Raw genomic sequence first — 22310 nt, forward strand, 5'->3', positions numbered from 1 at the left:
GCCCGGACCACGGGGCGCGGCACTCCTCCTGGGGAACCTGCATGTCCGTCGAACCGAAGTCCCTGTCCATTCCCGACCTGCGGGAGCAGAAGGCCCAGGGCCGGAAGCTCACCGTGCTCACCTGCTATGACGCCCTCTTCGCCCGGCTGCTCGACGGCGCGGTGGACCTCCTGCTGGTGGGCGACTCGCTCAACCAGGTGCTCGCCGGGCACGCCACCACGCTGAGCGCCACCCTGGACCAGATGATCTACCACGCCCAGGCGGTGCGCCGCGGCGCGGAGAAGTCGCTGGTGTTCGTGGACCTGCCGTTCCTGAGCTACCAGGTCACGGTGGAGGAGGCGCTGCGCAACGCCGGCCGCGTCATGAAGGAGACCGGCGCGCACGGCGTGAAGCTCGAGGGGGGCGAGACCATGGCCGAGACCATCCGCGCCCTGGTGCGGATCGGCATCCCGGTGATGGCGCACATCGGCCTCACGCCCCAGTCGGTGCACCAGCTCGGGGGCTACCGGGTGCAGGGCCGCGACCCCGCCGCCGCCGACCGGCTCCGCTCCGATGCGCGGTTCGTGGAGGAGGCCGGCGCCTGCTCGGTGGTGCTCGAGCTGGTGCCCGCGCCGCTCGCCACCGAGGTGAGCGCGCTGCTCCGCATCCCCACGATCGGCATCGGCGCCGGCGCCGGGTGCGACGGCCAGGTGCTGGTGCTGCACGACATGCTCGGCCTCAACGAGGGCTTCCGGCCCCGGTTCCTCAAGACCTACGCCGACCTCGCGGGGGTGGTCCGCGGCGCGGCCCGCGCCTTCAGCGACGACGTGCGCGCCGGCCGCTATCCCGGGAAGGAACACAGCTTCGAGTGATGGTCGACCTGCGGGAGATCCCCGCGCTCCGGGCCTGGCGCGCGGCGGAACGGGCGGCCGGCCGGCGGGTGGCGTTCGTCCCCACCATGGGCGCGCTGCACGCCGGCCACCTGGCGCTGGTGGACCTGGCCGCGCGCCTCGCCCCGACGGTGCTCATGAGCGTCTTCGTCAACCCGCTGCAGTTCGGCCCGGGCGAGGACTTTGCCCGCTACCCCCGGGACCTGGACCGCGATCGCGCCCTCGCGGCGGGACGCGGGGTGGCCGCGCTGTTCGTGCCGGCCGTGGAGGCGATGTATCCCCCCGGGGCCGAGACCCGCGTGGTGCCGGGCCCGATGGCGGAGCGGTGGGAAGGCGCACAGCGCCCGGGCCACTTCGCCGGGGTGCTCACGGTCGTGGCCAAGCTGCTCAACCTGGTCCAGCCCGACCTCGCCGTCTTCGGCCAGAAGGACATCCAGCAGGTCTGCCTGGTACAGCGGATGGTCCGCGATCTGGACCTGCCGGTCGAAATTCATGTTGGGCGGACCGTCCGTGAAACCGACGGCCTGGCGTTGAGCAGCCGCAACGCCTACCTGTCGAGTGCGGATCGGGCCGCGGCGCTGTCGTTGAGTCGGGCCCTCCGGGCCGCCGATCTGGCATGGCGCGGGGGTGAGGCGGAGGCGCTGCGGCTCCACTCCCTCATGATGGAGCAATTCCATATGTCCATTGGAGTTACGGTGGACTATATTGCCATCGTCGACCCCGACACCCTGCGCCCGGTGGAGCGGGCTGACGGTGGCACGATCGTCGCTGTTGCTGCCCGCGTAGGTCGGACGCGACTGCTCGATAACCACATCCTCGGGACGGAGTTCTGTTGAGCCTCATCGGCGAAGCACGCCCCACGCCTTCCGGACTCCGGCCGACCCTGCCGGACTGGGCGGTGGTGACCCCGGCGCGGCTGGCTCATATCGAGCGGGTCGCGGGACTGGTGGCGCGCTGGGCGGAAGAGATGGGGGTCCCGGACAGCGAACGGAACCGGTGGCTGCGCGCCGTGTGGCTGCACGACGCGCTGCGGGACGCCCCGGCCCCGGAGCTGGAGCGGTGGGCGCCGTCGGCGGTGGGCCCCGTGGAACTGCGCCACGGGCCCGCCAGCGCCGCGCGCGCCAAGGCCGATGGCGAGACCGATCGGGGCGTCCTCGACGCTGTCCGGTATCACACCACCGGCCTGGCCGAATGGGACATGGTGGGACGGGTGCTGTACTGCGCGGACTTTCTCGAGCCGGGGCGGACGTACCGGAACGAGGATCGCGCGGCCCTCACGGCGCGCTTCCCGCACGACCCCGGCGGGGTCCTGCGCGAGGTGGCGCGCCTTCGCCTGGGCCACGCCGTGGAATCCGGCTGGCCCCTCCCCGAGCCCACGGTCCGGTTTTGGAACTCACTCCAGGCGCGCGCCGCGGGCTGATCGCCGCCGGCGCCCTGCTGGCCCTGCTGCTCCTGGTCCTCGCCGTGCGGGCCCTCCGCCGCGACCAGGTTGAAGGGCACGCCTTCGCCATCCCCGCCACCGATCACGCCCTGCAGGTCGAGGTGCTCAACGGCAGCGGCCGCAACGGCCTCGCCCGTCTCGGCGCGCGCCGGCTGCGGCGGCAGGGGATCGACGTCGTGCTCTTCGGGACCGCCACCGAGACCCCCACCGACAGCACCCGGATCATCCTGCGCCGCGGCGACCGCGACCGGGCCGAGCGGGTGCGTGGCGCCCTCGGCCTGGGCAGGCTCGAGGTGGCGCTGGACTCCCTGCGGCGGGTGGACGTCACCGTGCTCCTCGGGCCGGACTTCCAGCCGGATGAGGAGGGACGGCCCTGACCCAGCGTCCCACCTCCGCCACCAGTTCGGCGGGGAGATAGGGCTTGGGCAGGAAGGCCGCGTTGGGCATCGTGCCGCACCGGCGGGACACCTCCTCCTCGCTGAACCCGCTGGTCAGCATCACCGGGACCTCCGGGGCCAGCGCCGCCATCGCCGCCAGCGTCTCGTCGCCGCCCATGCCCGGCATCGTCAGGTCGAGCACCACCAGTCCCAGCCGCTCGCGCAGCTCGCGGAAGCGGGCCAGCGCCTCCTCGCCGTTCGCCGCCGTCGTCACCTCGTAGCCGGCCCGTTCCAGGAACGTCCGCATCAGCCGGAGCACGTCCGCCTCATCATCCACCAGCAGGAGGCGCGCGCGGGGCGCCCCGGCGGGGGCGGCGACCGTGACCGCCGGCGCGCGCCCGGCGAGCGGAAACAGCACCCGGATCACGGTGCGGCCGGGCGCGCTCGCGACCGCGATGGTCCCCCGGTGGCGGCGGACGATGCCCAGCACCGCGGCGAGGCCCAGCCCGCGGCCCGGGAAGCGGGTGGAGAAGAATGGCTCGAACATCCGCCGCTGGACCTCCACGTCGATCCCCGAGCCGTCGTCCTCCACCTCGAGGGAGACGTACGGCCCCGGCTGGGCCTCCTGGGGCAGGAGGGTGGTCACGAGGAACTCCCGGGTGGCGTGCAGCAGCCCGGTGCGGACCGTGACGATGCCCCGGTTCCCCTCCAGCGCCTCGCCGGCGTTGGTCACCAGGTTCACCAGCACCTGCCGCAGCTGCGACGGATCCGCCTCGATGGCGGGCAGCGCCTCGGCCGGTTCCAGCACCAGGCGCGCCGGGCTGGGCAGCGCCGCCTGCAGCAGGCTGGCGCTCTCGCGGACCACCGCCGAGGAATCCACCGGGCCCACCACGAACTGGCCCCGGCCGGCATAGGCCAGCATCTGCGCCGTCAGCTCCGCCGCGCGGAGCGAGGCCTGCTCCACCTGCCGGAGCGGCTCGGTGGCCGGATGCTCCGGGGGGAGCGCCGCCCGGGCCAGGTGCGCGTTCCCCAGGACCAGGGTGAGCAGGTTGTTGAAGTCGTGCGCGATCCCGCCCGCGAGCACCCCGATGCTCTCGAGCTTCTGCGCCTCCAGCAGCCGCTCCTGGAACTGCTGGGTGGCCCGTCCGGCGCGGCGCTGCTCGGTCACGTCCTCGTGGATCGCCACCAGGCCCGTCACCTCGCCGGTGTGGTCCCGCAGCGGCGCGGTGGAGATCGTGATCTCGAGCGTGGTGCCGTTCTTGTGCCGCCGCGTGGCCGAGAGCCGCCGCACGCCGCCCTCCCGGCGCGCCGCCTCGACCATCCGCCGGAAGTCCTCGCGTTCCTCGGGGGGGATCACCGGGGATGGCCCGCCGACCGCCTCGGCCGCCGTGAAGCCGTACAGACGCTCCGCGGCGGGATTCCAGCCCGTGACGATCCCCTCGCGGTCCAGCGTGACGATCGGCAGGGGAGAGGCATCGATGACGGCCCGGACCCGCCGGGTGGCCGCGCGCTCGAGCAGTTCGGCGTGCTTCCGGTCGGTGATGTCCCCGGCGATGCCGGAGAGGTGGGCCGTGCCGGCGAGCGGGTCCCGGACCAGGGTGGCGCGATCGTGGATCCAGCGCACCCGGCCGTCCGCCCGGGTGATGCGGTATTCGAGGTCGTACCCGCCTTCCTCACCCCGGCTCACCAGCCCGTGCCACGCCCGCTCGACGGCCGGCCGGTCGTCCGCCGCGATCGTGGCCAGCCACAGGTGCGGGTCGGCGTACAGCGCGGCCGGGGAGTGTCCCCAGATCCGCTCGAACGAGGGGCTCACGTACAGCACCCGCTCCGGCTCCACCTGGGCGAGCCAGAAGACCTCGCTGCTCTGCTCGGCGTAGCGGAAGAAGCGCTCTTCCAGCTCCCGGATGCGGTGCTCGCTCTCCTTCTGGCCGGTGATGTCGATGGTGGCGCCCGCCATCCGCACCGGCCGCCCCGCCGCGTCCCACACCGCCTGCCCGTGCACCATGCACCAGCGCCACCCGCCGTCGCGGGCCCGCATCCGGTACTCGACCACGTAGGGCGTGCGCTGCTCGAAGTGCCGCCGCACCTCCGCGAAGACCCGCTCCCGGTCGTCGGGGTGCAGCGCCTCCTCCCAGGTGCGCACATGGTTCGGGAGTTCGGCGTCGTCGTAGCCGAGCAGCGCCTTCCACTGGGGGGAGAACAGGGTCTCGCCGCTCACCACGTTCCAGTCCCACACCCCGGCGCGGGCACTGGAGGCCGCGAGGGCGTAGCGCTCCTCGCTGCGGCGGAGCGCGTCCGCGGCCTGGTGGCGGCTGCTGACGTCGCGGCACAGCGCCACGATCGTGCCGTCGTCCTGGACGGCGGCGTTGATCTCGATGGCGAGCACCGCGCCATCCCGGTGCTGGTAATCCACCTCGAGGTTGGTCACGCTGCCCACGCGCACCGCCTGCCGCACCTCCGCGGCGTTGCGGTCGACGTCGTACGGGGCGGTCCACTCGGTGACCCGGTGCCCCCGGATCTCCTCCAGCGACTGGTGGCCCGTGAGCCGGACGTATTCCGGATTGGCGTCGAGCACCCGGCCCGCGGCGTCGATGATCACGTAGCCGGTGGCCGTCAGGTCCACCAGGGTCCGGTACTTCCGCTCGCTGGCCTCGAGCGCCTGCTCGGCCTGGCGCCGGTCGGTGATGTCCACGAACGCCGCCACCGCGCCCCGGGCCCGGCCCGCCTCGTCGCGCAGCGGGGTGACGTTGCCCAGCAGGTGCCGCTCGGCGCCGTCGGCGAAGTGGATCGTCTCCTCGAAGCCCCGGAGCTCCACCCCGCGGCGGGCGGTGCGCTGGAGGGGGAGCTCCTCCGGCGCGAGCGCCCGCCCCTGCTGCCGCACCTCGAAATGCCGCGGGGCGTCCGGACCGCTGAGGGAGAGGTTGCTGCCCACGGGCATGCGGAGCAGCTCGCGGGCGGCGCGGTTGCCGGTGATGTGCGCGGCGTCGGGGTCACGGGCAAACCACACCGCGGCGGGCACCACCTCGAGCAGCGAACTCAGCTCGTTCTCGAGGGCCCGGCTTTCCGCCTCCGCCGCGCGCGCCCGGCTGGCGGTGCCAAGGATGGGGCGGAGGGCCGCGAGGCCGATGACCACCAGGACGGACACGGCGAGGGCGAGGAGCCCCTCGAAGACCAGGGACGGGTGATCCGGGGCGGCGGCGATCTGGCGCAGCAGCAGCACCCGCCCGATGCCGATCAGGAAGATGGCGCCGGCCAGCAGGCGCCAGGCCCACGGCCGGGAGCTGGCGCGCGCGAGCAGCAGGGCCTGGACGGCCGCGAGGAGCTGGAGGAAAATCGACAGGATGACGAGCGCCATGAACCCACCCACGCTCCATCGGGAGCGGCTGGCGCCGCACGGGGCGGCCGGTCAGCTCAGGGGGCCCGGCGCCCGGACGGCGGGCGGGGAGGGGCTAGGGCAACCTAGCGGGGGCGGAGGAGAAAACCCAGCACCACGTCCATCACGTTGGTCCCGGTCATCCCGGTATGGAACAGGTCGCCGGCGGCGGCGAGCGCCGCCTGGCTGGCATGGGCGGCCAGGTCCGCGCCGGGGTCGCGACCGGCGGCCGCGGCCCGCGCCCAGGTGCCGGCGTCGCCAAAGGCGCCGGCCGCGTCGGTGGGGCCGTCCCGCCCGTCGGTCCCGGCGGCCAGCAGGGTGACCGGCCGCGCGGCGGGCCCCGCAGCGGCCAGCGCGCCGGCGGCGGCCAGCGCCAGTTCCTGCGAACGCCCCCCCAGGCCGGCGTCGGGGGGAAGGGTGACGGTGGTCTCCCCACCCCATACAAGGACTGTATCTTTATTCATCCCCCCGGCTTGCGCTCCCGTGCCATTTGTGGCATCATAGGTCAGCAGGGTCGCTGCGAGGCGGCGTCCCACATCCGCCGCCTCGCCCGACAGGGCAGCATCCAGCAGCCGCGCCTCCAGCCCGTACCCGGACGCGCATCGGCAGGCCGCCTCGAGCGCCAACCGGTTGCTCGCAATGAGGGTCGTCTCGGTGGTCCGGAAGGCGGCGTCCCCGGCCTTCGGCGTCTCCGGGATGGTCCCGCGGATCACCGCCTCGAGGTGCGCGCGCAGCGTGGCGGGCAGCTGTTCCCACACACCGGCGGAGCCCATGGCTGCTTTCACCTCCGCCGCGCTGGACGCATCCGGAACGCACGGACCCGAGCCGATCGACCCCAAGTCGTCCCCGATGACGTCGGAGATTGTGAAATTTTTCACGTGTGCCGGGGAGAGTGCGGCGGCGAGCCGGCCGCCCGCCCACCGTGCAAACCGCTTGCGGATCCGGTTCATCGCGGTGATGTCGAGGCCGGAACCGAGCAGCAGGCGATAGAGCTGGGCCAGATCGGCGGGGGGGATCCCCGCCACCGGGGCGCCGATCAGGCTGGTGGTGCCGCCGGACAGCAGGACCCAGACTTCGTGGCCCGGGGCCACGCCCTGGACGGCCCGGCCCAGCGCCTCCGCCGCCCCGAGCGAGCCTGCGCCCGGTTGCGGGTGGTCGCCGACGGCCACGGCCAGTCGGGGGTGTGGCGACGCGGCAGGCTCCGGCACGACCAGCAGTCCGCCGGCCGGCGCCTGGCCCCGGGCCGCGAGCCACTCCACCGCGGCTACGGCCATCGGGTGCGCGGCCTTGCCGAGGGCCAGCAGGTGTACCGGGCCGGCCGGCGGGGTGGCGGCATCGAGGGCGGCCCGCAGCGCGGGGCCGGGGGCGGCCGCGGTGACGGCCGCCCAGTACAGCTCGGCCAGCAGGGCCCGGGGGTCCGCGGGCGGTTCGAGTGTCGGCATGCTCGGGTCCGGAGGTCGTGGGGCAGGGTGACGCCGTATGAACATACAGCCACCCGCACGCATTCGCGCGGGCGCCCGGAGCGCCCGGTTCGTCGTGACTTCAGCAGAGGATGGTGTCATGCCTGGCCGCAACTTCCTGTTCGTCCCCGGTCCCACCAACACCCCGGACCGGATCCTCAGGGCGATGCACGTCCCGATGGAAGACCATCGCTCGTCGGCGTTCCCCGAGCTGACCCTGCCGATCCTCCGCGACCTGCGCACCGTCTTCAAGACCACGACCGGCACCCCGTTCGTGTTCCCGGGCACCGGCACCGGCGGCTGGGAATCGGCGCTCGTGAACACGCTCTCCCCGGGCGACAAGGTGCTGTCCTTCCGCTACGGCCAGTTCAGCCACCTCTGGATCGACATGATGGGACGGCTCGGCCTCGACGTCACCGCCATCGACGTGGAGTGGGGCGAGGGCGCGCCGCCGGCCCGGATCGAGGAACTCCTCCGCCAGGATACCGCCCATGCGTACAAGGCGGTCTGCGTGGTCCACAACGAGACCGCCACCGGCGTGACCAGCGACATCGGGGCGGTACGGAAGGCGATCGACGCGGCGAAGCACCCGGCGCTGCTGTTCGTGGACAGCGTGTCCGGCCTGGCCAGCATCGACTTCCGCATGGATGAGTGGAAGGTCGACATCTGCGTGACCGGCTCGCAGAAGGGCTTCATGCTGCCGGCGGGCGCCGGCATCGTCTGCGTGGGGCCGCGCGCCCTCGAGCTCGGCACGACGGCGAAGCTGCCGCGCTGCTACTGGAGCTACGAGGACATGCTCAAGGCCAACGCCACCGGGTACTTCCCCTACACCCCGTCGATCCCCATGCTCTACGGGCTGCGGGAGGCGCTGACCATGCTGCTCGAGGAGGGGATGGAGCATGTCTACGCGCGGCACCACCGCCTGGCGGAAGGCTGCCGCCGCGCCGTGGCCGCGTGGGGGCTCTCGCTCTGCTCCAAGGGGCCGCAGTGGCACTCCGACACGGTCAGCGCCATCATGGTGCCGCCGGGGTTCAACGGCGCCGACGTGATCGACGTGGCGTACCGGCGCTACAACTTTGCCCTCGGCGCCGGGCTCAACAAGGTGGCGGGGAAGCTGTTCCGCATCGGGCACCTCGGGGACCTCAACGAGATCACCCTGCTCGCCGGGATCGCCGGGGCCGAGATGGCCATGCGCGACGTCGGCATCAAGGTGGCCTACGGCACCGGCGTGGCGGCCGCGCAGGAGTACTGGCAGCAGACCCAGGCGCCGCTGCCCGCCCGGAAGGGGGCGGCGCCGGCCGAGGCCGCCGCGGCCAAGAAGCCGGCGGGGGTCGCGTGAGTCACACCCGCTACGAGCCGGCGCACCCTCGCCTGCAGCGGAGCGAGCTGGCCGTGCCGGGGTCCAACCCGGCAATGTTCGAGAAGGCGCTGACCTGCGCCGCCGACTACGTCTTCCTCGACCTCGAGGACGCGGTGGCGCCGGCGGACAAGGAGCAGGCCCGGCGCAACGTCATCGAGGCGCTGCTCACGTACGACTGGCGGGGGCACGGCAAGACCATCTGCGTCCGGGTCAACGGCATCGACACCCACTATTACTATCGTGACATGGTGGATGTCATCGAGCAGGCCGGCCACCGGCTCGACGTGGTGCTGGTCCCGAAGGTGGGGGTGCCCGCGGACGTGTACCTCACCGACGCGCTGCTCACCCAGATCGAGGTCGCGAAGGGCATCCCGCACCGGATCGGGATCGACGTGCTGATCGAGACCGCGCTCGGGATGGCCAACGTCGAGGCCATCGCGCAGAGTTCGAAGCGGCTGGAGACGATGCACTTCGGGGTGGCCGACTACGCCGCCAGCATGCGGGCCCGCACCGTGAACATCGGCGGGCTCAACCCCGACTACCCCGGCGACCAGTGGCACGCCTCGCTCACCCGCATGATCGTGGCCTGCCGCGCCTACGGCCTGCGCCCGGTCGACGGACCCTTCGGCGACTTCAAGGACCCCGAGGGGTACCTGCTGGCCGCCCGCCGGGGCGCCGCGCTGGGGATCGAGGGGAAGTGGGCGATCCATCCCTCGCAGATCGCGCTGGCCAACGAGGTCTTCTCGCCGCCCGAGGCGGAGGTGCAGCGCGCCCGCCGGATCCTGGAGGCGCTGGAACAGGCTGCCCGGGAGGGGAAGGGGGCGGCGCAGCTCGACGGCCGGATGATCGACGCCGCCAGCGCCCGGATGGCCAACGTGGTGGTGGAGATGGCCCAGGCGATCGCCGGCAAGCGCTAGCCCCGACCCGTCCCGCGGGTGCGCACGCCCGGTGCGCCCCCACTCGACCGCCCGCCCGGTGAGGCGCGGCCAGAGGAGGCAGTCTTGGATATTCACGAATACCAGGCCAAGGAGCTGCTGGCCAACTTCGGCGTCGCCGTCCCCCGGGGCGGGGTCGCCTACAGCGCCGAGCAGGCCGTCTACCGCGCCGCCGAGATCGGGGGCGCGCGCTGGGCGGTGAAGGCGCAGATCCACTCCGGCGCCCGCGGCAAGGCCGGCGGCATCAAGCTCTGCACCACCGAGGACGAGGTCCGGAAGGCGGCCACCGAGCTGCTGGGGAAGCGGTTGGTGACGCACCAGACCGGGCCGGACGGCAAGGTGGTGCACCGCCTGTACGTCGAGGCCGCGGTGCCGATCGAGCGCGAGCTCTACCTCGGCTTCGTGCTCGACCGCAAGAGCGAGCGGATCATGCTGGTGGCGCACCCGCACGGCGGCATGGAGATCGAGGAGATCGTCAAGAGCGAGCCGGAGACCATCCTGCGGCAGACCATGGAGCCGGCGGTGGGCATGCGGGCGTTCCAGGCCCGGGAGGTGGCCTTCGGGCTCGGGCTCCCCGCCCAGAGCATCAACCGCGCGGTGACGGTGCTGCTCGGCTGCTACCGCGCCTTCCGCGACCTCGACGCCACCATGGTGGAGATCAACCCGCTGGTGCTCACCCGGGACGGCCAGCTGCTGGCGCTCGACGCCAAGATGGGCTTCGACGACAACGCGCTCTTCCGCCGCCCCAACGTGAGCGAGCTGCGCGACCACGCCGAGGAGGACCCGCGCGAGGCGCAGGCCTCGGAGCACGGCCTCAACTACGTGGCGCTCGACGGCGAGATCGGCTGCATCATCAACGGCGCCGGCCTGGCCATGGCCACGATGGACATGATCAAGCACGCCGGCGGCAACCCGGCCAACTTCCTGGACGTGGGCGGCGGCGCCTCCCCGGAGCGGGTGGCGATGGCCTTCAAGCTGGTGCTGCAGGACCGCAAGGTGGGCGCCATGCTGGTGAACATCTTCGCCGGCATCAACCGCTGTGACTGGGTGGCCCGGGGCGTGGTGCAGGCGGTGAAGGACGTGGGGGTGAACGTGCCGCTGGTGGTGCGGCTGGCGGGCACCAACGTGGAGGAGGGCCGCGCGATCATCACGGAGTCGGGCCTGCCGATCATCACCGCCGACTCGCTCGCCGACGCGGCCGAGAAGGTCGTGGCGGCCTGGAAGCACGCGAAGGGGAACTGACCATGGCCATCCTGATCAACGAGCTCACCCGCATCATCATCCAGGGCTTCACCGGCGACAAGGCCACCTTCCACGCCCAGAAGATGATCGAGTACGGGTCGAAGGTGGTGGGCGGCGTGACCCCCGGGAAGGGCGGGCAGAGCCACATCGGCCTGCCGGTCTTCAACACGGTGAAGGAGGCGGTGGACGCGGTCTACCCCGACGCCAGCCTCATCTTCGTGCCGGCGGCGTTCTGCGCCGACGCCATCATGGAGGCGGCCGACGCCGGCATCAAGCTGGTCTGCTGCATCACCGACGGGATCCCGGCGCAGGACATGATGATGGTCAAGCGCTACCTGCGGCGGTACCCGAAGGAGAAGCGCACCACCCTGGTGGGCCCCAACTGCGCCGGCCTGATCTCGCCCGGCAAGTCGATGCTGGGCATCATGCCCGGCCACATCTACATGGCGGGGAAGGTGGGCCTGGTCACCCGTTCCGGCACCCTGGGGTACGAGGCGGCGAGCCAGATGAAGGACCTGGGCATCGGCGTCTCGAGCAGCATCGGCATCGGCGGCGACCCGATCAACGGGTCGAGCTTCCTCGACATCCTCGCGCTCTTCGAGCACGACCCGGAGACCGAGGCCGTCATGATGATCGGCGAGATCGGCGGCCCGCAGGAGGCCGAGGCGGCGATGTGGGTCAAGCAGCACATGACCAAGCCGGTGATCGGCTACGTGGCCGGCCTCACCGCCCCCAAGGGACGCCGCATGGGCCACGCCGGCGCCATCATCTCCGCCTTCGGGGACACCGCGGCCGAGAAGGCCGAGATCATGCGCTCCCTGGGGCTGACGGTGGCGAAGAGCCCGGCGCACCTGGGCGAGGCGGTGGCCGAGGCGCTGGCCAATCGCCCCGCGAAGAAGAAGACGGTGACCCGATGAGCGCCCGCCCGCGGGTCGTCATCACCCGGAAGATCCCCGAGGCCTGCGAGGCGGAGGCGGCCCGGCGGTTCGATGCCGTCCTCAATCCCGGGGACACGCCGCTCACGGCGGAGCAGCTCAGGGACGCGCTGCGCACCGCCGACGGCCTGCTCCCGACCGTGACCGACAAGGTCACCGCCGAGGTGCTCGGGGTGGCGGGGCGCCGGGCCCGGATCGTGTCCAACTTCGGCGTCGGCTTCAACAACATCGACATCGCCGCGGCCAAGGCGCTCGGCCTGACGGTGACCAATACCCCCGACGTGCTCACCGACGAGACCGCCGACATCGCCATGACGCTCATGCTCATGGTGGCGCGGCGCGCGGGGGAGGGGGAGCGCCACGTCCGGCACCTCGAATGGACCGGCTGGCGGCCCACCCACATGCTCGGCGCCCGGGTGTCGGGGAAGACCCTCGGCATGATCGGCTTCGGGCGCATTGCCAAGGCGATGGCCCGGCGGGCGCACCATGGGTTCGGGATGCGCATCCTCTTCGCGGATCCGTTCCCCCCGAAGCCGGAGGAGGCCGCCGCGCTGGGCGCGGAGCCGCGGAACTCCATCGAGGCGGTGCTCGCCGAGGCGGACTTCGTCTCGCTGCACTGTCCGGCCACCCCCGAGACCCGGCACCTCATGAACGCCACCCGGCTGGGCCAGATGCAGCGGCACGCCTTCCTCATCAACAGCGCCCGCGGCGACGTGGTGGACGAGGCCGCCCTGGTGACCGCCCTCCGCGAGGGCGTGATCGCCGGCGCCGGGCTCGACGTGTTCGAGGGCGAGCCGAGCGTCACGCCCGAGCTGCTGACGATGGAGAACGTGGTGCTGCTGCCGCACCTCGGCAGCGCCACCCTCGAGACCCGCACCGCCATGGGCATGCGCGCGCTCGAGAACCTCTCGCTCTTCTTCGCAGGCCAGCCGGTCCGCGACCGCGTGGTGTGACCCTGGACCACCCGACGCCCTACGAGGCGGTGGCGCTGCCGCCCTCCGCCGACCCGCTCGCCGCCAGCGCCGCGCAGTACGCGTCGGAGGTGGCTGAGCTGCTGTTCGGGCAGCTGGTGGAGGTGGTGCGGGTGCGGCATCCCTACCTGGAGCGGGTGCTCGAGGGCGGGCCGATCGACCCGGCGTGGACGCCGGAGCAGCTCGAGGCGTGCCTGCGGGCCCAGGGGATCTGGTTCCAGCTGCTGTCGATCGCGGAGCAGAACGCGGGCATGCGGCGGCGGCGGCAGACCGAGACCGAGCGCGGCGCCGAGCAGGTGCGCGGTACCCTGCCGCAGGTCTTCCATGAGCTGGCGGCGCAGGGGATCGCGCAGCCCGACGATGCGCGGCGCCTGCTGCGCGAGCTGCGGGTGCGGCCCACCATCACGGCCCACCCCACCGAGGCCAAGCGGGTGACGGTGCTGGAGCGGCACCGCCGGATCTACCGCAAGCTGGTGGACCTCGAGTCGCCCCGGTGGACCCCCCGGGAGCGGAGCCAGCTGGTCGAGGGGCTCCGGACCGACATCGAGCTGCTGTGGATGACGGGGGAGCTCCGGCTGGAGAAGCCCACCGTGCCGCAGGAGGTCTACTGGGGGCTCCACTTCTTCAGCGAGACCCTGTTCGAGGCCACCAGCGAGATGCTGGAGAAGCTCGACCGGGTCCTGGCCCAGACCTGGCCCGGCGAGCGGTTCGACATCCCGCCCTTCTTCCAGTTCGGCAGCTGGATCGGCGGTGACCGCGACGGCAATCCCTTCGTCACCAATGCGGTCACCCGGCGCACCCTCGCGGAGAACCGGGTGGCGAGCCTGCTGCGCTACCGCCAGCGGCTGGCGGAGCTGCTCAAGACCCTGAGCATCACCGAGCGGGCGCTGGAGGTGGGGCCGGGGTTCCGCGCCGCCCTCGACCGCGCCCTGGCGCAGGTGAGCGACGGCGCCGGCATCGTGAGCCGCAACCCAGGCGAGGTGTTCCGCCAGTTCCTGGCCTGCATGGTGCGACGGCTGGAGGGCGCCATCCGGCACGCCGAGGACGGCCGCACCGCGCCCACCGCGGAGGGGTACGCCTCGGCCGACGAGCTGCTGGCCGACATCCGCCTGCTGGAGACCGCGCTGCGGGAGGGCGGCAGCGGGGGGCTCGCCGACCAGCTGGTGCGGCCGGTGCGGCGCGAGATCGAGACCTTCCGCTTCAGCACCGTGCGGCTCGACCTCCGGGAGAACACCACCCGGCTCACCCAGGCGCTGGTGGCGCTGTGGCGGGTGAGCACCGGGCGCGCCGACGAGCCGCCGGCGGTGAGTTCGGAGGAGTGGAAGGCCTGGCTGCTGGCGGAGCTCGCGCGGCCCCGCCGCGGCGACCGCCCGCTCGAGACGGTGCCCGAGGAGGTGCGCGAGACGCTCGGGATGTTCCGGGTGGTGCGCGAGATGCGGGCCGAGCTGGATCGTGAGGCGTTCGGCAGCTTCGTGCTCAGCATGACCCGCGAGGTGGCCGACGTGCTCGGCGCCTACCTGCTGGCCAAGGAGGGGGGGCTGTTCGCCGACGAGGCGGGCATCGAGAGCTGCACCCTGCCGATCGTCCCCCTGTTCGAGACCATCGAGGACCTGCACCGCGCCCCCGCGATGATGCGCGAGCTGCTCGGCATCCCGGTGGTGCGGCGCTCGGTGCGCGCGCTCGGGGGCACGCAGGAGGTGATGATCGGCTACTCCGACAGCAACAAGGACGGCGGCTACCTCACCTCCAACTGGGAGCTGTGCAAGGCGCAGGCGCGGCTCACCCGGGTGGGGGAGGAGGCGGGCGTCCCGATCAGCTTCTTCCACGGCCGCGGCGGCTCGGTGAGCCGGGGCGGGGCCCCGCTCGGCCGCGCCATCGCCGCGCAGCCGGCCGGCTCGGTGCGCGGCCGGATGCGGATCACCGAGCAGGGCGAGGTGGTCTCGCTCAAGTATGCCAACCGCGGCACCGCGCAGTACCAGGTGGAGCTGCTGGCCGCGAGCGTGATCGAGCATTCGCTCCGGTCCGAACATGAGGCAGCGCTCAAGCCCACCACCGAGTACGATGAGGCGTTCGAGGCGCTGGCCGGCGGGGCGCAGGCGGCGTACCGGCGGTTCGTGGAGCGGCCCGACATGCTGGCCTACTTCAGCGCGGCGAGCCCGCTCGAGGAGCTCACCCGGCTCAACATCGGCTCCCGCCCCGCCCGGCGCACCGGCGCCCGCTCGCTGGCCGACCTCCGGGCCATCCCCTGGGTGTTCGCGTGGTCGCAGAACCGGCACTTCATCACCGGCTGGTACGGCCTGGGGAGCGGGCTCGACAACTTCCTGCAGATCCGCGGCGACCGGGGCCACCGCCTGCTGGCCCGCATGTACGAGGACTCGCGGCTCTTCCGCCTGGTGCTCGACGAGGTGGAGAAGACCCTGAGCTACGTGGACCTCGACATCGCCCGGATGTATGCCGGCCTGGTCCCCGAGGTCACCACCCGGGACGAGATCTTCGCGATGGTGGAGGCGGAGTACCGCCGGACGGTGCGGGCGGTGCTGCAGGTGACGGGCGGGGCCGAGCTGGCGGAGCGGTTTCCCCGCTTCCGGCGGCGCCTGGTGCGCCGGCTGCCCACGATCAACCAGGCGAGCGTGCAGCAGGTGGAGCTGCTGCGCCGGTACCGCGCGGCCGGCGAGGCGGAGCGGGAGGCCTACCTGTCGGCGCTGCTGCTGTCGATCAACTGCATCTCGAGCGGCTTCGGCGCCACGGGCTGAGCCCCGGGACGGCGGGCTCGGGTGGGACAGGGGACGGCCCCGGCGCGCGCGCGCCGGGGCCGTCGCGTCGTGAGCTAGCCGGCCACCGTGCCGGGGGCACGCGCGCGCGGCCGCCGGGATTCGGTCTCCACCCGGAGCTGGCCGCAGGCGGCGCTGATGTCGAGCCCACGGCTCCGGCGCACCACCACCTCCACCCCCTGGTGCTTGAGGCGGTCGGCGAACGCGCGGATCCGCGCGGGCGGGGCCGGCGTGAGGCCCGGCGCGCCGCCCGGGTGCAGCGGCAGCAGGTTGACCAGTGCGCCCATCTTCCGCGCCAGGCGGCCCAGGTGATCGGCGTCACGGTCGGTGTCGTTCTGTTCCGCGATCATGACGTACTCGAAGGTGATCCGCTTGGTGAAGGCGCGGGCGGCCTCGAGCACGGCGGCGAGCGGGTACTTCTTTTCGATGGGCATCAAGGGCCGGCGCCGCTCCGGATCGGCGGCGTGCAGGGAGATGGCCAGCCGGAACTGCTCGGGCCGGGCGGCGAGCGCGGCCATCCCCGGTACGATGCCCACCGTGGAGACGGTGATGTGACGGGCGCCGATGCCCAGGCCGTCCGGATGGTTGAGGATGGTGAGCGCCACGTCCACCGCCGGCCAGTTGAGCAGCGGCTCCCCCATGCCCATGAACACGATGTTGGTGGGTGTCTCGGCCGGGTACCGGAGCGCGACTTCGCGGGCCTGGCCGGCGATCTCGAAGGGGGTCAGGTTGCGGCGGAACCCCATCCGGCCGGTGGCGCAGAAGATGCACCCGAGGGCACACCCGGCCTGCGAGGAGATACAGAGGGTCCGGCGTTCCCCGGTGGGGATCAGCACGGACTCGATCGCCTCCCCGTCGGGGAGGCGCCACAGGAACTTGCGGGTGCCGTCCACCGAGCGCTGCTCCGTGGCGAGCTCGAGGCGGCCCAGCGGCCAGTCGCGGTCGAGGGCCTCCCGGAGGGGGCGGGGGAGGTCGGTGGCCTCCTGCCAGCCGGGAAGGGGCCGCTGCCAGAGGTAGGGCTGCAGCTGGCGGGCCCGGAAGGCGGGCAGGCCCTGCGCCGCGCACCACGCGGCCAGGACCTCGGCGGCGGCGGCGGGCGGGCGATCGAGAATTCCGGCGGGATCGCTGCGTCTCTCGGGCATGCCGGGAAGATAATCGCCGACGGTCGGACGCGGTCACGACGCCACAGGACCGTGGCGGCGATCCGACAGGGTGTGTGGCGTACGTGACCGATTGACCATCGGGACCGACCCTGTCATTTTGGGGCGTCCTTCCTCAGGGGTGGTGCGCGCCACCCCGATCGCACTCGACGACATCTGGCAGTTCCGCCTGGCTGGTACGGCCTCCCTCCCCCCTGGGATCGCCCCCGGCCGGTTCATTCAACCCTGTTGGAGGGTTCATGCAGAAGAAGCTGCTCGCGTTGGCGTGTTCCGCCCTGCTGGTCGCGGCCTGTTCGGACGGTCCGACGGGCACCACGCAGGAACCGCTGCTCAACGTGTACCGCACGCCGGGCGCCCAGCTGGTCCCGGGCCGGTACATCGTGCTGTTCAAGCAGGGCAAGTTCGCGGATGTGGGGGCGGAGGCGCGCCGGATCGTGTCCGGCGAAAGCGGGCGGATGCTCTTCGTGTATGACAAGGCGGCCCACGGCTTCGCGGCCGACCTGTCGGACGCGGCGATCGAGCGGCTGCGGCGGAACCCGAACGTCGCGCTGATCGAGCAGGACGGCATCGTCACCCTCGACGCCACCCAGGCGCCGACCCCGTCGTGGGGCCTGGACCGCATCGACCAGGCGAACCTGCCGCTCAACAACAGCTACACCTACCCGAACACCGGCGCCGGCACGCACTTCTACGGCATCGACACCGGCATTCTCGGTGGCATCAACGGCACTGGCACCACGCCGCACGTGGACATCGCCGGGCGCCTGAGCACCGGCTTTGACGCGATCACCGTCGGCGGCACCGCCAATGACTGCAACGGGCACGGCACTCACACCGCGACCACCGCGGCGGGCACCACGTACGGCGTCGCCAAGACGGCCACCGTGCACCCGGTCCGGGTGCTCAACTGCAGCGGCTCGGGCACCTTCGCCCAGGTCGTGGCGGGCATCAACTGGGTCACCGGCGACCACCAGGCCCACCCCGGCCAGAACTCGGTGGCCAACATGAGCCTCGGCGGCGGCGCGGATCCGGCCACCGACGCGGCCGTGAACGCCTCGATCGCGGCGGGCGTGGTGTACTCCCTGTCGGCCGGCAACAGCTTCGGCGCCGACGCCTGCACCCAGTCCCCGGCGCGCGTCACCGCGGGCCTGACCGTGATGGCGTTCGACATCACCGACCGGCTGGCCAACTTCTCCAACATCGGCACCTGCACCGACCTGGGCGCGCCGGGCGTCAACATCACCGCCGGCTGGATCGGCAGCCCGACCGCGACCAGCACCATCAGCGGCACCTCGATGTCGGCCCCGCACGTGGCCGGCGCCGCGCTGCTCTACCTGGCCGCTAACCCGGGCTCCACGGTGGCGCAGGTCAACGCCGCGATCATCAACAACGCCACCAACGGCATCATCGGCGGCGTCGGCGGCGGCGCGTTCCCGGCCAACTCGCCGAACAAGAACCTGAACATCCAGTTCATCGGTGGCGGCGGGCCGGTCAACCAGCCCCCGGTCGCCAGCTTCACCTGGTCGTGCACCGGCCTGTCGTGCACCTTCAACGGCGCCGGCTCCAGCGACCCGGATGGCACCATCGCCTCGTACAACTGGACCATCGCCGCGGGCACCTCGGTCTCCACCGCGTCGTCGTTCTCGCGCACCTTCCCGTCGGCCCGGACGTTCACGCTCACGCTGACCGTCACCGACAACCAGGGCGCCACCAACAGCACCACCCAGACCATCACGGTCACGGGTGGCGGCAGCAACGTGCCGCCGGTGTCCAGCTTCACCTACAGCTGCACCGCCGCGCATGCCTGCACCTTCACCTCGACCTCGACCGATCCGGACGGCACCATCGCCAGCTACGCGTGGAAGCTGGCCGCCGGCAACACGGTCTCGACCGCCGCGAGCTTCTCCCGGACCTTCCCGTCGGCGCGCACCTTTGCCCTGACCCTCACGGTCACGGACAACGGCGGGGCGACCAACAGCAGCACCCAGACGATCACCGTTCCGTAAGGTCGCCTGGCGCACGCTCCCGGCCGCCGGACCCCCTTGGGGTCCGGCGGCTGGTTTTTTCCGCCCCGTCGACGCGCTAACTCACCATCCCTGAATCGGTTGCCGGGCCCCAGCGGGGCCGTTAGCTTCCCCGGGTCCCTAGCCAGAATCCCGGATTGCTGCTGACCGACCTGCTGACGCCCGAGCGTATCAAGGTGCCCCTCGCGGCCGCCGACAAGGCGGGCGTGCTGCGGGAACTGACCCTGCTGCTGGCCGACCGCGCCGGCGCCCCCCTGGACCCGCTGCTCGCGGCCGTGCTGGAGCGCGAGGCCGTCCTCTCCACCGGCATCGGGCACGGTATCGCCATTCCCCACGCCAAGTCGCCGCTGGTGCAGGAGCTGATGCTGGTCTCGGGGAGTTCCCCGGCCGGGGTGCCCTTCGAGGCCCTCGACGGGGAACCGGTGCGGCTCTTCTTCCTGCTCATCGGCCCCGACAGCGCGGCCGGGCTGCACGTCAAGGCGCTGTCCCGGATCGCCCGGCTGGTGCGGCGGGAGAGCGTGCGCGAGGCCCTGCTGGCCGCGCCGGACGCGGCCGCCTTCCACCAGATCCTGATCGAGGCCGAAGAACGATGAGCGCCGCCACGTCCCTGCGGACCCACCGCGCCGGCAGCCTGCGCCGCGAGCATGTCGGCCAGACCGTCCGGCTGGGCGGCTGGGTCCACCGCACCCGCGACCTCGGCGGCGTGGTGTTCATGGATTTGCGCGACCGCGACGGCCTGGTGCAGCTCTCCTTCGACCCCCGGTTCACGCCCCCCGAGGTGCTGCGGCGGGCCGGGGCGGTGGGCACCGAGTCGGTGGTGCTGGTCGAGGGCGAGGTCGCGCTGCGGCCCGAGTCGGCGCGGGACGCGTCGATCGCCTCACGCGAGGTCGAGGTGCAGGTGCGCGTCTTCCAGGTGGTGGGCCCGGCGCTGGTGCCGGCCATCCCGGTGGCCCGCAAGGAAGGCGAGGAGCTGCCGGCGGAGGAACTCCGGCTCAAGCACCGCGTGCTCGACCTGCGCCGCCCGGAGCTGCAGCGGAGCCTCCAGCTGCGGCACCGGCTGCTGCAGCGGGCCCGCGCCACGCTGGCGGCGGAGGGCTTCCTCGAGATCGAGACCCCGATCCTCACCAAGCCGACGCCCGAGGGGGCGCGCGACTACCTGGTGCCGAGCCGGGTGCACCCGGGGGAGTTCTACGCGCTGCCCCAGTCGCCCCAGATCTACAAGCAGCTGCTGATGGTGGCCGGCTACGACCGCTACTTCCAGATCGCGCGCTGCTTCCGCGACGAGGACCTGCGCGCCGACCGGCAGCCGGAGTTCACCCAGATCGACCTCGAGGCCTCGTTCGTCCGGCAGGACGACATCATGGCGTTCATCGAGGCGGTGCTGGTGGCGTTGTGGGACGAGGCGGGGCATCCGATCGCCCAGCCCTTCCGCCGGCTCCCCTACCGCGAGGCGATGGAGCGCTGGGGGATCGACAAGCCGGACCTCCGGTACGGGTTCGAGCTCACCGACCTCACCGGCCAGGTGGCGTCCGACGCGGCGGAGTTCGTGGCCAGCGCGATCGCCGCCGGTGGCCGGGTGCGCGGGCTGGTGGTGCCGGGCGCCGGGCTGAGCCGCAAGGACCTCGACGGGCTCACCCAGGTGGCCAAGGCGGCCCGGGCGGGCGGGCTCATCTGGGCGCGCCTGGGCGCGCAGGGCTGGGAAGGGCAGGGGGTCAAGGCCATCGGCGCCGCGACGCTCGCCGCCCTCGGCGGCAGCGCCGGCGACCTGCTGCTCGCGGTGGTGGGCCCCGACGCCATCACCAGCCCGGCGCTCCACGCGGTGCGCACCGAGGTCATCCGGAAGCTCAACCCGGCGCCCCGCACGGCCCATGCCTTCTGCTGGGTGGTGGACTTCCCCCTGTTCGAGCAGGACGAGGCCAGCGGCGAGTGGATCTTCACCCACCACCCCTTCACCGCGCCGCACCCGGACGATGCCGCCTACTTCGCGAGCGACCCGGGCCGCTGCCGGGCGCTGCACTACGACGCGGTGTACAACGGCAACGAGCTGGGCTCGGGATCCATCCGGATCACGGATCCCGCGATGCAGTCGGCGGTCTTCCAGAAGCTGGGGATCGGGCCCGAGGACCAGCGCCGCCGGTTCGGGTTCCTCCTCGATGCCCTGGCCACCGGGGCGCCGCCGCACGGGGGCTTCGCGATCGGGTTCGACCGGGTGGCCATGCTGCTCTCCGGCGCTACCAGCCTGCGGGATGTGATCGCGTTCCCCAAGACCACGGCGGCGCGGGCCCTCTTCGAGGGGGCGCCCACGCCGGTGAGCAACGACGACCTCCGGGCCCTGCACGTGCGGGCGATCGAGTAGGCCCGGCCGTTCGGGCACCGCGGACCCACGACTGACGGGAGGATCACCCTTGGCCGACGACGTCCAGCACCGGCTCTCCACCGAAGGCGCCGACCCGCTCCTCCTGGCGGGCGTCAACGAGGCCAACCTCCTCGAGCTCGCGCGCGCCACCGGCGTCCGCGCCGCCCTCCGCGGCGACACGCTCACCCTCGGCGGGACGCTCGAGCAGGTGGAACGGGCCACGCCGGTGGTGCAGGGGATGCTGGAGCTTGCGCGCATGGGCGAGACCGTCACCCCCGAGGACGTGGCCCGGCTGGTGGCCGCGGGCCCGCTCACCGAGGGGCCGGGGACGCTCGACCACAAGATCATCCTGCCCGGGCTGCGCCGGGTGATCGCCGCCAAGACCCAGGGCCAGCGCGACTACCTGCAGGCCGTGGCCACCCACGACATCGTGGTGGGTATCGGCCCCGCCGGCACGGGCAAGACCTACCTGGCGGTGGCCAAGGCGGTGGAGGCGCTCGCCCGCAAGCGGGTGCGGCGCATCGTGCTGGCGCGGCCGGCGGTGGAGGCGGGCGAGTCGCTCGGCTTCCTGCCCGGCGACCTGCAGGCCAAGGTCGATCCCTACCTGCGCCCGCTCTACGATGCGCTTGAGGACATGATGCCGCATGACCGGGTGCAGAAGGCGCTCGAGCAGCGGGTCATCGAGATCGCCCCGCTGGCCTACATGCGCGGCCGGACCCTGCAGGACGCCTTCATCATCCTCGACGAGGCCCAGAACGCGACCGGCGCGCAGATGAAGATGTTCCTCACCCGCCTCGGCGTGAACAGCAAGGTCGTGGTGACCGGCGACAAGACCCAGATCGACCTCCCGCGGCGCGAGGACTCCGGCCTGGTGCAGATCGAGCGGATCCTCCCCGGCGTGGACGGCATCGCCTTCTGCTACCTCGACGAGAATGACGTCGTCCGCCACCGCCTGGTCCGGGAGATCATCCGCGCCTACGCCGCGGACCAGCACGGGTGAGCTGCGCCGCCCGCAGGGCCCGCCGGGCCGGAGGGA

General features: G+C 72.6%; 17 protein-coding genes. 14 read left to right on the forward strand and 3 right to left on the reverse strand.

What is annotated here, in order from left to right; translation table 11 throughout:
- The first annotated feature begins 41 nt into the window (after positions 1–41).
- The 4 genes from panB to IPJ95_10900 are packed head-to-tail and all read left to right on the forward strand — an operon-like array spanning position 42 to position 2687.
- Positions 42–851, forward strand: a complete 810-nt coding sequence (panB, locus tag IPJ95_10885) for a 3-methyl-2-oxobutanoate hydroxymethyltransferase (protein MBK7924118.1) — start codon at positions 42–44, stop codon at positions 849–851.
- Positions 851–1705 carry a pantoate--beta-alanine ligase gene (locus tag IPJ95_10890; GenBank protein MBK7924119.1) on the forward strand — a complete coding sequence of 285 codons (855 nt, stop codon included), beginning with the start codon at positions 851–853 and terminating at the stop codon, positions 1703–1705. The genes panB and IPJ95_10890 overlap by 1 nt, the downstream gene beginning before the upstream one ends.
- Positions 1702–2289: a hypothetical protein gene (locus IPJ95_10895; GenBank protein ID MBK7924120.1), complete on the forward strand. Its 588-nt coding sequence runs from the start codon at positions 1702–1704 to the stop codon at positions 2287–2289. Before IPJ95_10890 ends, IPJ95_10895 begins: the two co-directional genes overlap by 4 nt.
- Complete coding sequence (locus tag IPJ95_10900) at positions 2256–2687, forward strand: LytR C-terminal domain-containing protein (protein MBK7924121.1); 432 nt, start codon at positions 2256–2258, stop codon at positions 2685–2687. The genes IPJ95_10895 and IPJ95_10900 overlap by 34 nt, the downstream gene beginning before the upstream one ends.
- Here the strand turns inward: IPJ95_10900 and IPJ95_10905 are convergent.
- Together IPJ95_10905 and IPJ95_10910 are read right to left on the reverse strand one after the other, a co-directional pair.
- Complete coding sequence (locus IPJ95_10905; GenBank protein ID MBK7924122.1) at positions 2635–6042, reverse strand: PAS domain S-box protein; 3408 nt, start codon at positions 6040–6042, stop codon at positions 2635–2637. The genes IPJ95_10900 and IPJ95_10905 overlap by 53 nt on opposite strands.
- Before the next feature lie 104 nt (positions 6043–6146).
- On the reverse strand, positions 6147–7502 hold the full coding sequence (locus IPJ95_10910; GenBank protein MBK7924123.1) for a DUF4147 domain-containing protein: 1356 nt from the start codon (positions 7500–7502) through the stop codon (positions 6147–6149).
- A gap of 118 nt (positions 7503–7620) precedes the next feature.
- On the opposite strand from IPJ95_10910, the gene IPJ95_10915 reads away from it, so the two are divergent.
- The 6 genes from IPJ95_10915 (at position 7621) to IPJ95_10940 (ending at position 15716) form a co-directional block, all read left to right on the forward strand.
- Complete coding sequence (locus IPJ95_10915; GenBank protein ID MBK7924124.1) at positions 7621–8859, forward strand: aminotransferase class V-fold PLP-dependent enzyme; 1239 nt, start codon at positions 7621–7623, stop codon at positions 8857–8859.
- Positions 8856–9797 carry a CoA ester lyase gene (locus tag IPJ95_10920; GenBank protein ID MBK7924125.1) on the forward strand — a complete coding sequence of 314 codons (942 nt, stop codon included), beginning with the start codon at positions 8856–8858 and terminating at the stop codon, positions 9795–9797. Before IPJ95_10915 ends, IPJ95_10920 begins: the two co-directional genes overlap by 4 nt.
- A gap of 84 nt (positions 9798–9881) precedes the next feature.
- A complete protein-coding gene (locus IPJ95_10925; GenBank protein ID MBK7924126.1) occupies positions 9882–11057 on the forward strand; it encodes a malate--CoA ligase subunit beta in 1176 nt (391 codons plus the stop codon).
- Between the two features lie 2 nt (positions 11058–11059).
- Positions 11060–11974: a succinate--CoA ligase subunit alpha gene (gene sucD, locus IPJ95_10930; GenBank protein MBK7924127.1), complete on the forward strand. Its 915-nt coding sequence runs from the start codon at positions 11060–11062 to the stop codon at positions 11972–11974.
- On the forward strand, positions 11971–12945 hold the full coding sequence (locus IPJ95_10935; protein MBK7924128.1) for a D-glycerate dehydrogenase: 975 nt from the start codon (positions 11971–11973) through the stop codon (positions 12943–12945). The genes sucD and IPJ95_10935 overlap by 4 nt, the downstream gene beginning before the upstream one ends.
- A gap of 29 nt (positions 12946–12974) precedes the next feature.
- Positions 12975–15716 carry a phosphoenolpyruvate carboxylase gene (locus tag IPJ95_10940; protein ID MBK7924129.1) on the forward strand — a complete coding sequence of 914 codons (2742 nt, stop codon included), beginning with the start codon at positions 12975–12977 and terminating at the stop codon, positions 15714–15716.
- Positions 15717–15790: 74 nt separating this feature from the next.
- Here the strand turns inward: IPJ95_10940 and rlmN are convergent, their stop codons facing one another.
- On the reverse strand, positions 15791–16876 hold the full coding sequence (gene rlmN / locus IPJ95_10945) for a 23S rRNA (adenine(2503)-C(2))-methyltransferase RlmN (protein ID MBK7924130.1): 1086 nt from the start codon (positions 16874–16876) through the stop codon (positions 15791–15793).
- A 257-nt stretch (positions 16877–17133) separates the two neighbouring features.
- Between rlmN and IPJ95_10950 the strand changes: the two genes are divergently transcribed.
- The 4 genes from IPJ95_10950 to IPJ95_10965 all read left to right on the forward strand — a co-directional run bounded on the left by IPJ95_10950 (position 17134) and on the right by IPJ95_10965 (position 22274).
- Positions 17134–18900: a S8 family serine peptidase gene (locus IPJ95_10950; protein MBK7924131.1), complete on the forward strand. Its 1767-nt coding sequence runs from the start codon at positions 17134–17136 to the stop codon at positions 18898–18900.
- Positions 18901–19055: 155 nt separating this feature from the next.
- The gene (locus IPJ95_10955) at positions 19056–19511 is read left to right on the forward strand and encodes a PTS sugar transporter subunit IIA (protein ID MBK7924132.1); all 456 of its coding nucleotides are present in this window, start codon (positions 19056–19058) and stop codon (positions 19509–19511) included.
- On the forward strand, positions 19508–21274 hold the full coding sequence (gene aspS / locus IPJ95_10960; GenBank protein MBK7924133.1) for an aspartate--tRNA ligase: 1767 nt from the start codon (positions 19508–19510) through the stop codon (positions 21272–21274). Before IPJ95_10955 ends, aspS begins: the two co-directional genes overlap by 4 nt.
- A gap of 49 nt (positions 21275–21323) precedes the next feature.
- On the forward strand, positions 21324–22274 hold the full coding sequence (locus IPJ95_10965) for a PhoH family protein (GenBank protein MBK7924134.1): 951 nt from the start codon (positions 21324–21326) through the stop codon (positions 22272–22274).
- Positions 22275–22310 lie beyond the last annotated feature (36 nt).

Source organism: Gemmatimonadota bacterium (genome assembly GCA_016713785.1).
In the GTDB taxonomy this organism is placed as follows: Bacteria; Gemmatimonadota; Gemmatimonadetes; order Gemmatimonadales; family GWC2-71-9; genus JADJOM01.

Bases quoted from the DNA above. Each gene is read 5' to 3' on its own strand.
- panB (MBK7924118.1), top strand. From the start codon at position 42: ATGTCCGTCGAACCGAAGTCCCTGTCCATTCCCGACCTGCGGGAGCAG.
- IPJ95_10890 (MBK7924119.1), top strand. From the start codon at position 851: ATGGTCGACCTGCGGGAGATCCCCGCGCTCCGGGCCTGGCGCGCGGCG.
- IPJ95_10905 (MBK7924122.1), bottom strand. From the start codon at position 6,042: ATGGCGCTCGTCATCCTGTCGATTTTCCTCCAGCTCCTCGCGGCCGTC.
- IPJ95_10910 (MBK7924123.1), bottom strand. From the start codon at position 7,502: ATGCCGACACTCGAACCGCCCGCGGACCCCCGGGCCCTGCTGGCCGAG.
- IPJ95_10915 (MBK7924124.1), top strand. From the start codon at position 7,621: ATGCCTGGCCGCAACTTCCTGTTCGTCCCCGGTCCCACCAACACCCCG.
- sucD (MBK7924127.1), top strand. From the start codon at position 11,060: ATGGCCATCCTGATCAACGAGCTCACCCGCATCATCATCCAGGGCTTC.
- IPJ95_10935 (MBK7924128.1), top strand. From the start codon at position 11,971: ATGAGCGCCCGCCCGCGGGTCGTCATCACCCGGAAGATCCCCGAGGCC.
- rlmN (MBK7924130.1), bottom strand. From the start codon at position 16,876: ATGCCCGAGAGACGCAGCGATCCCGCCGGAATTCTCGATCGCCCGCCC.
- IPJ95_10950 (MBK7924131.1), top strand. From the start codon at position 17,134: ATGCAGAAGAAGCTGCTCGCGTTGGCGTGTTCCGCCCTGCTGGTCGCG.
- aspS (MBK7924133.1), top strand. From the start codon at position 19,508: ATGAGCGCCGCCACGTCCCTGCGGACCCACCGCGCCGGCAGCCTGCGC.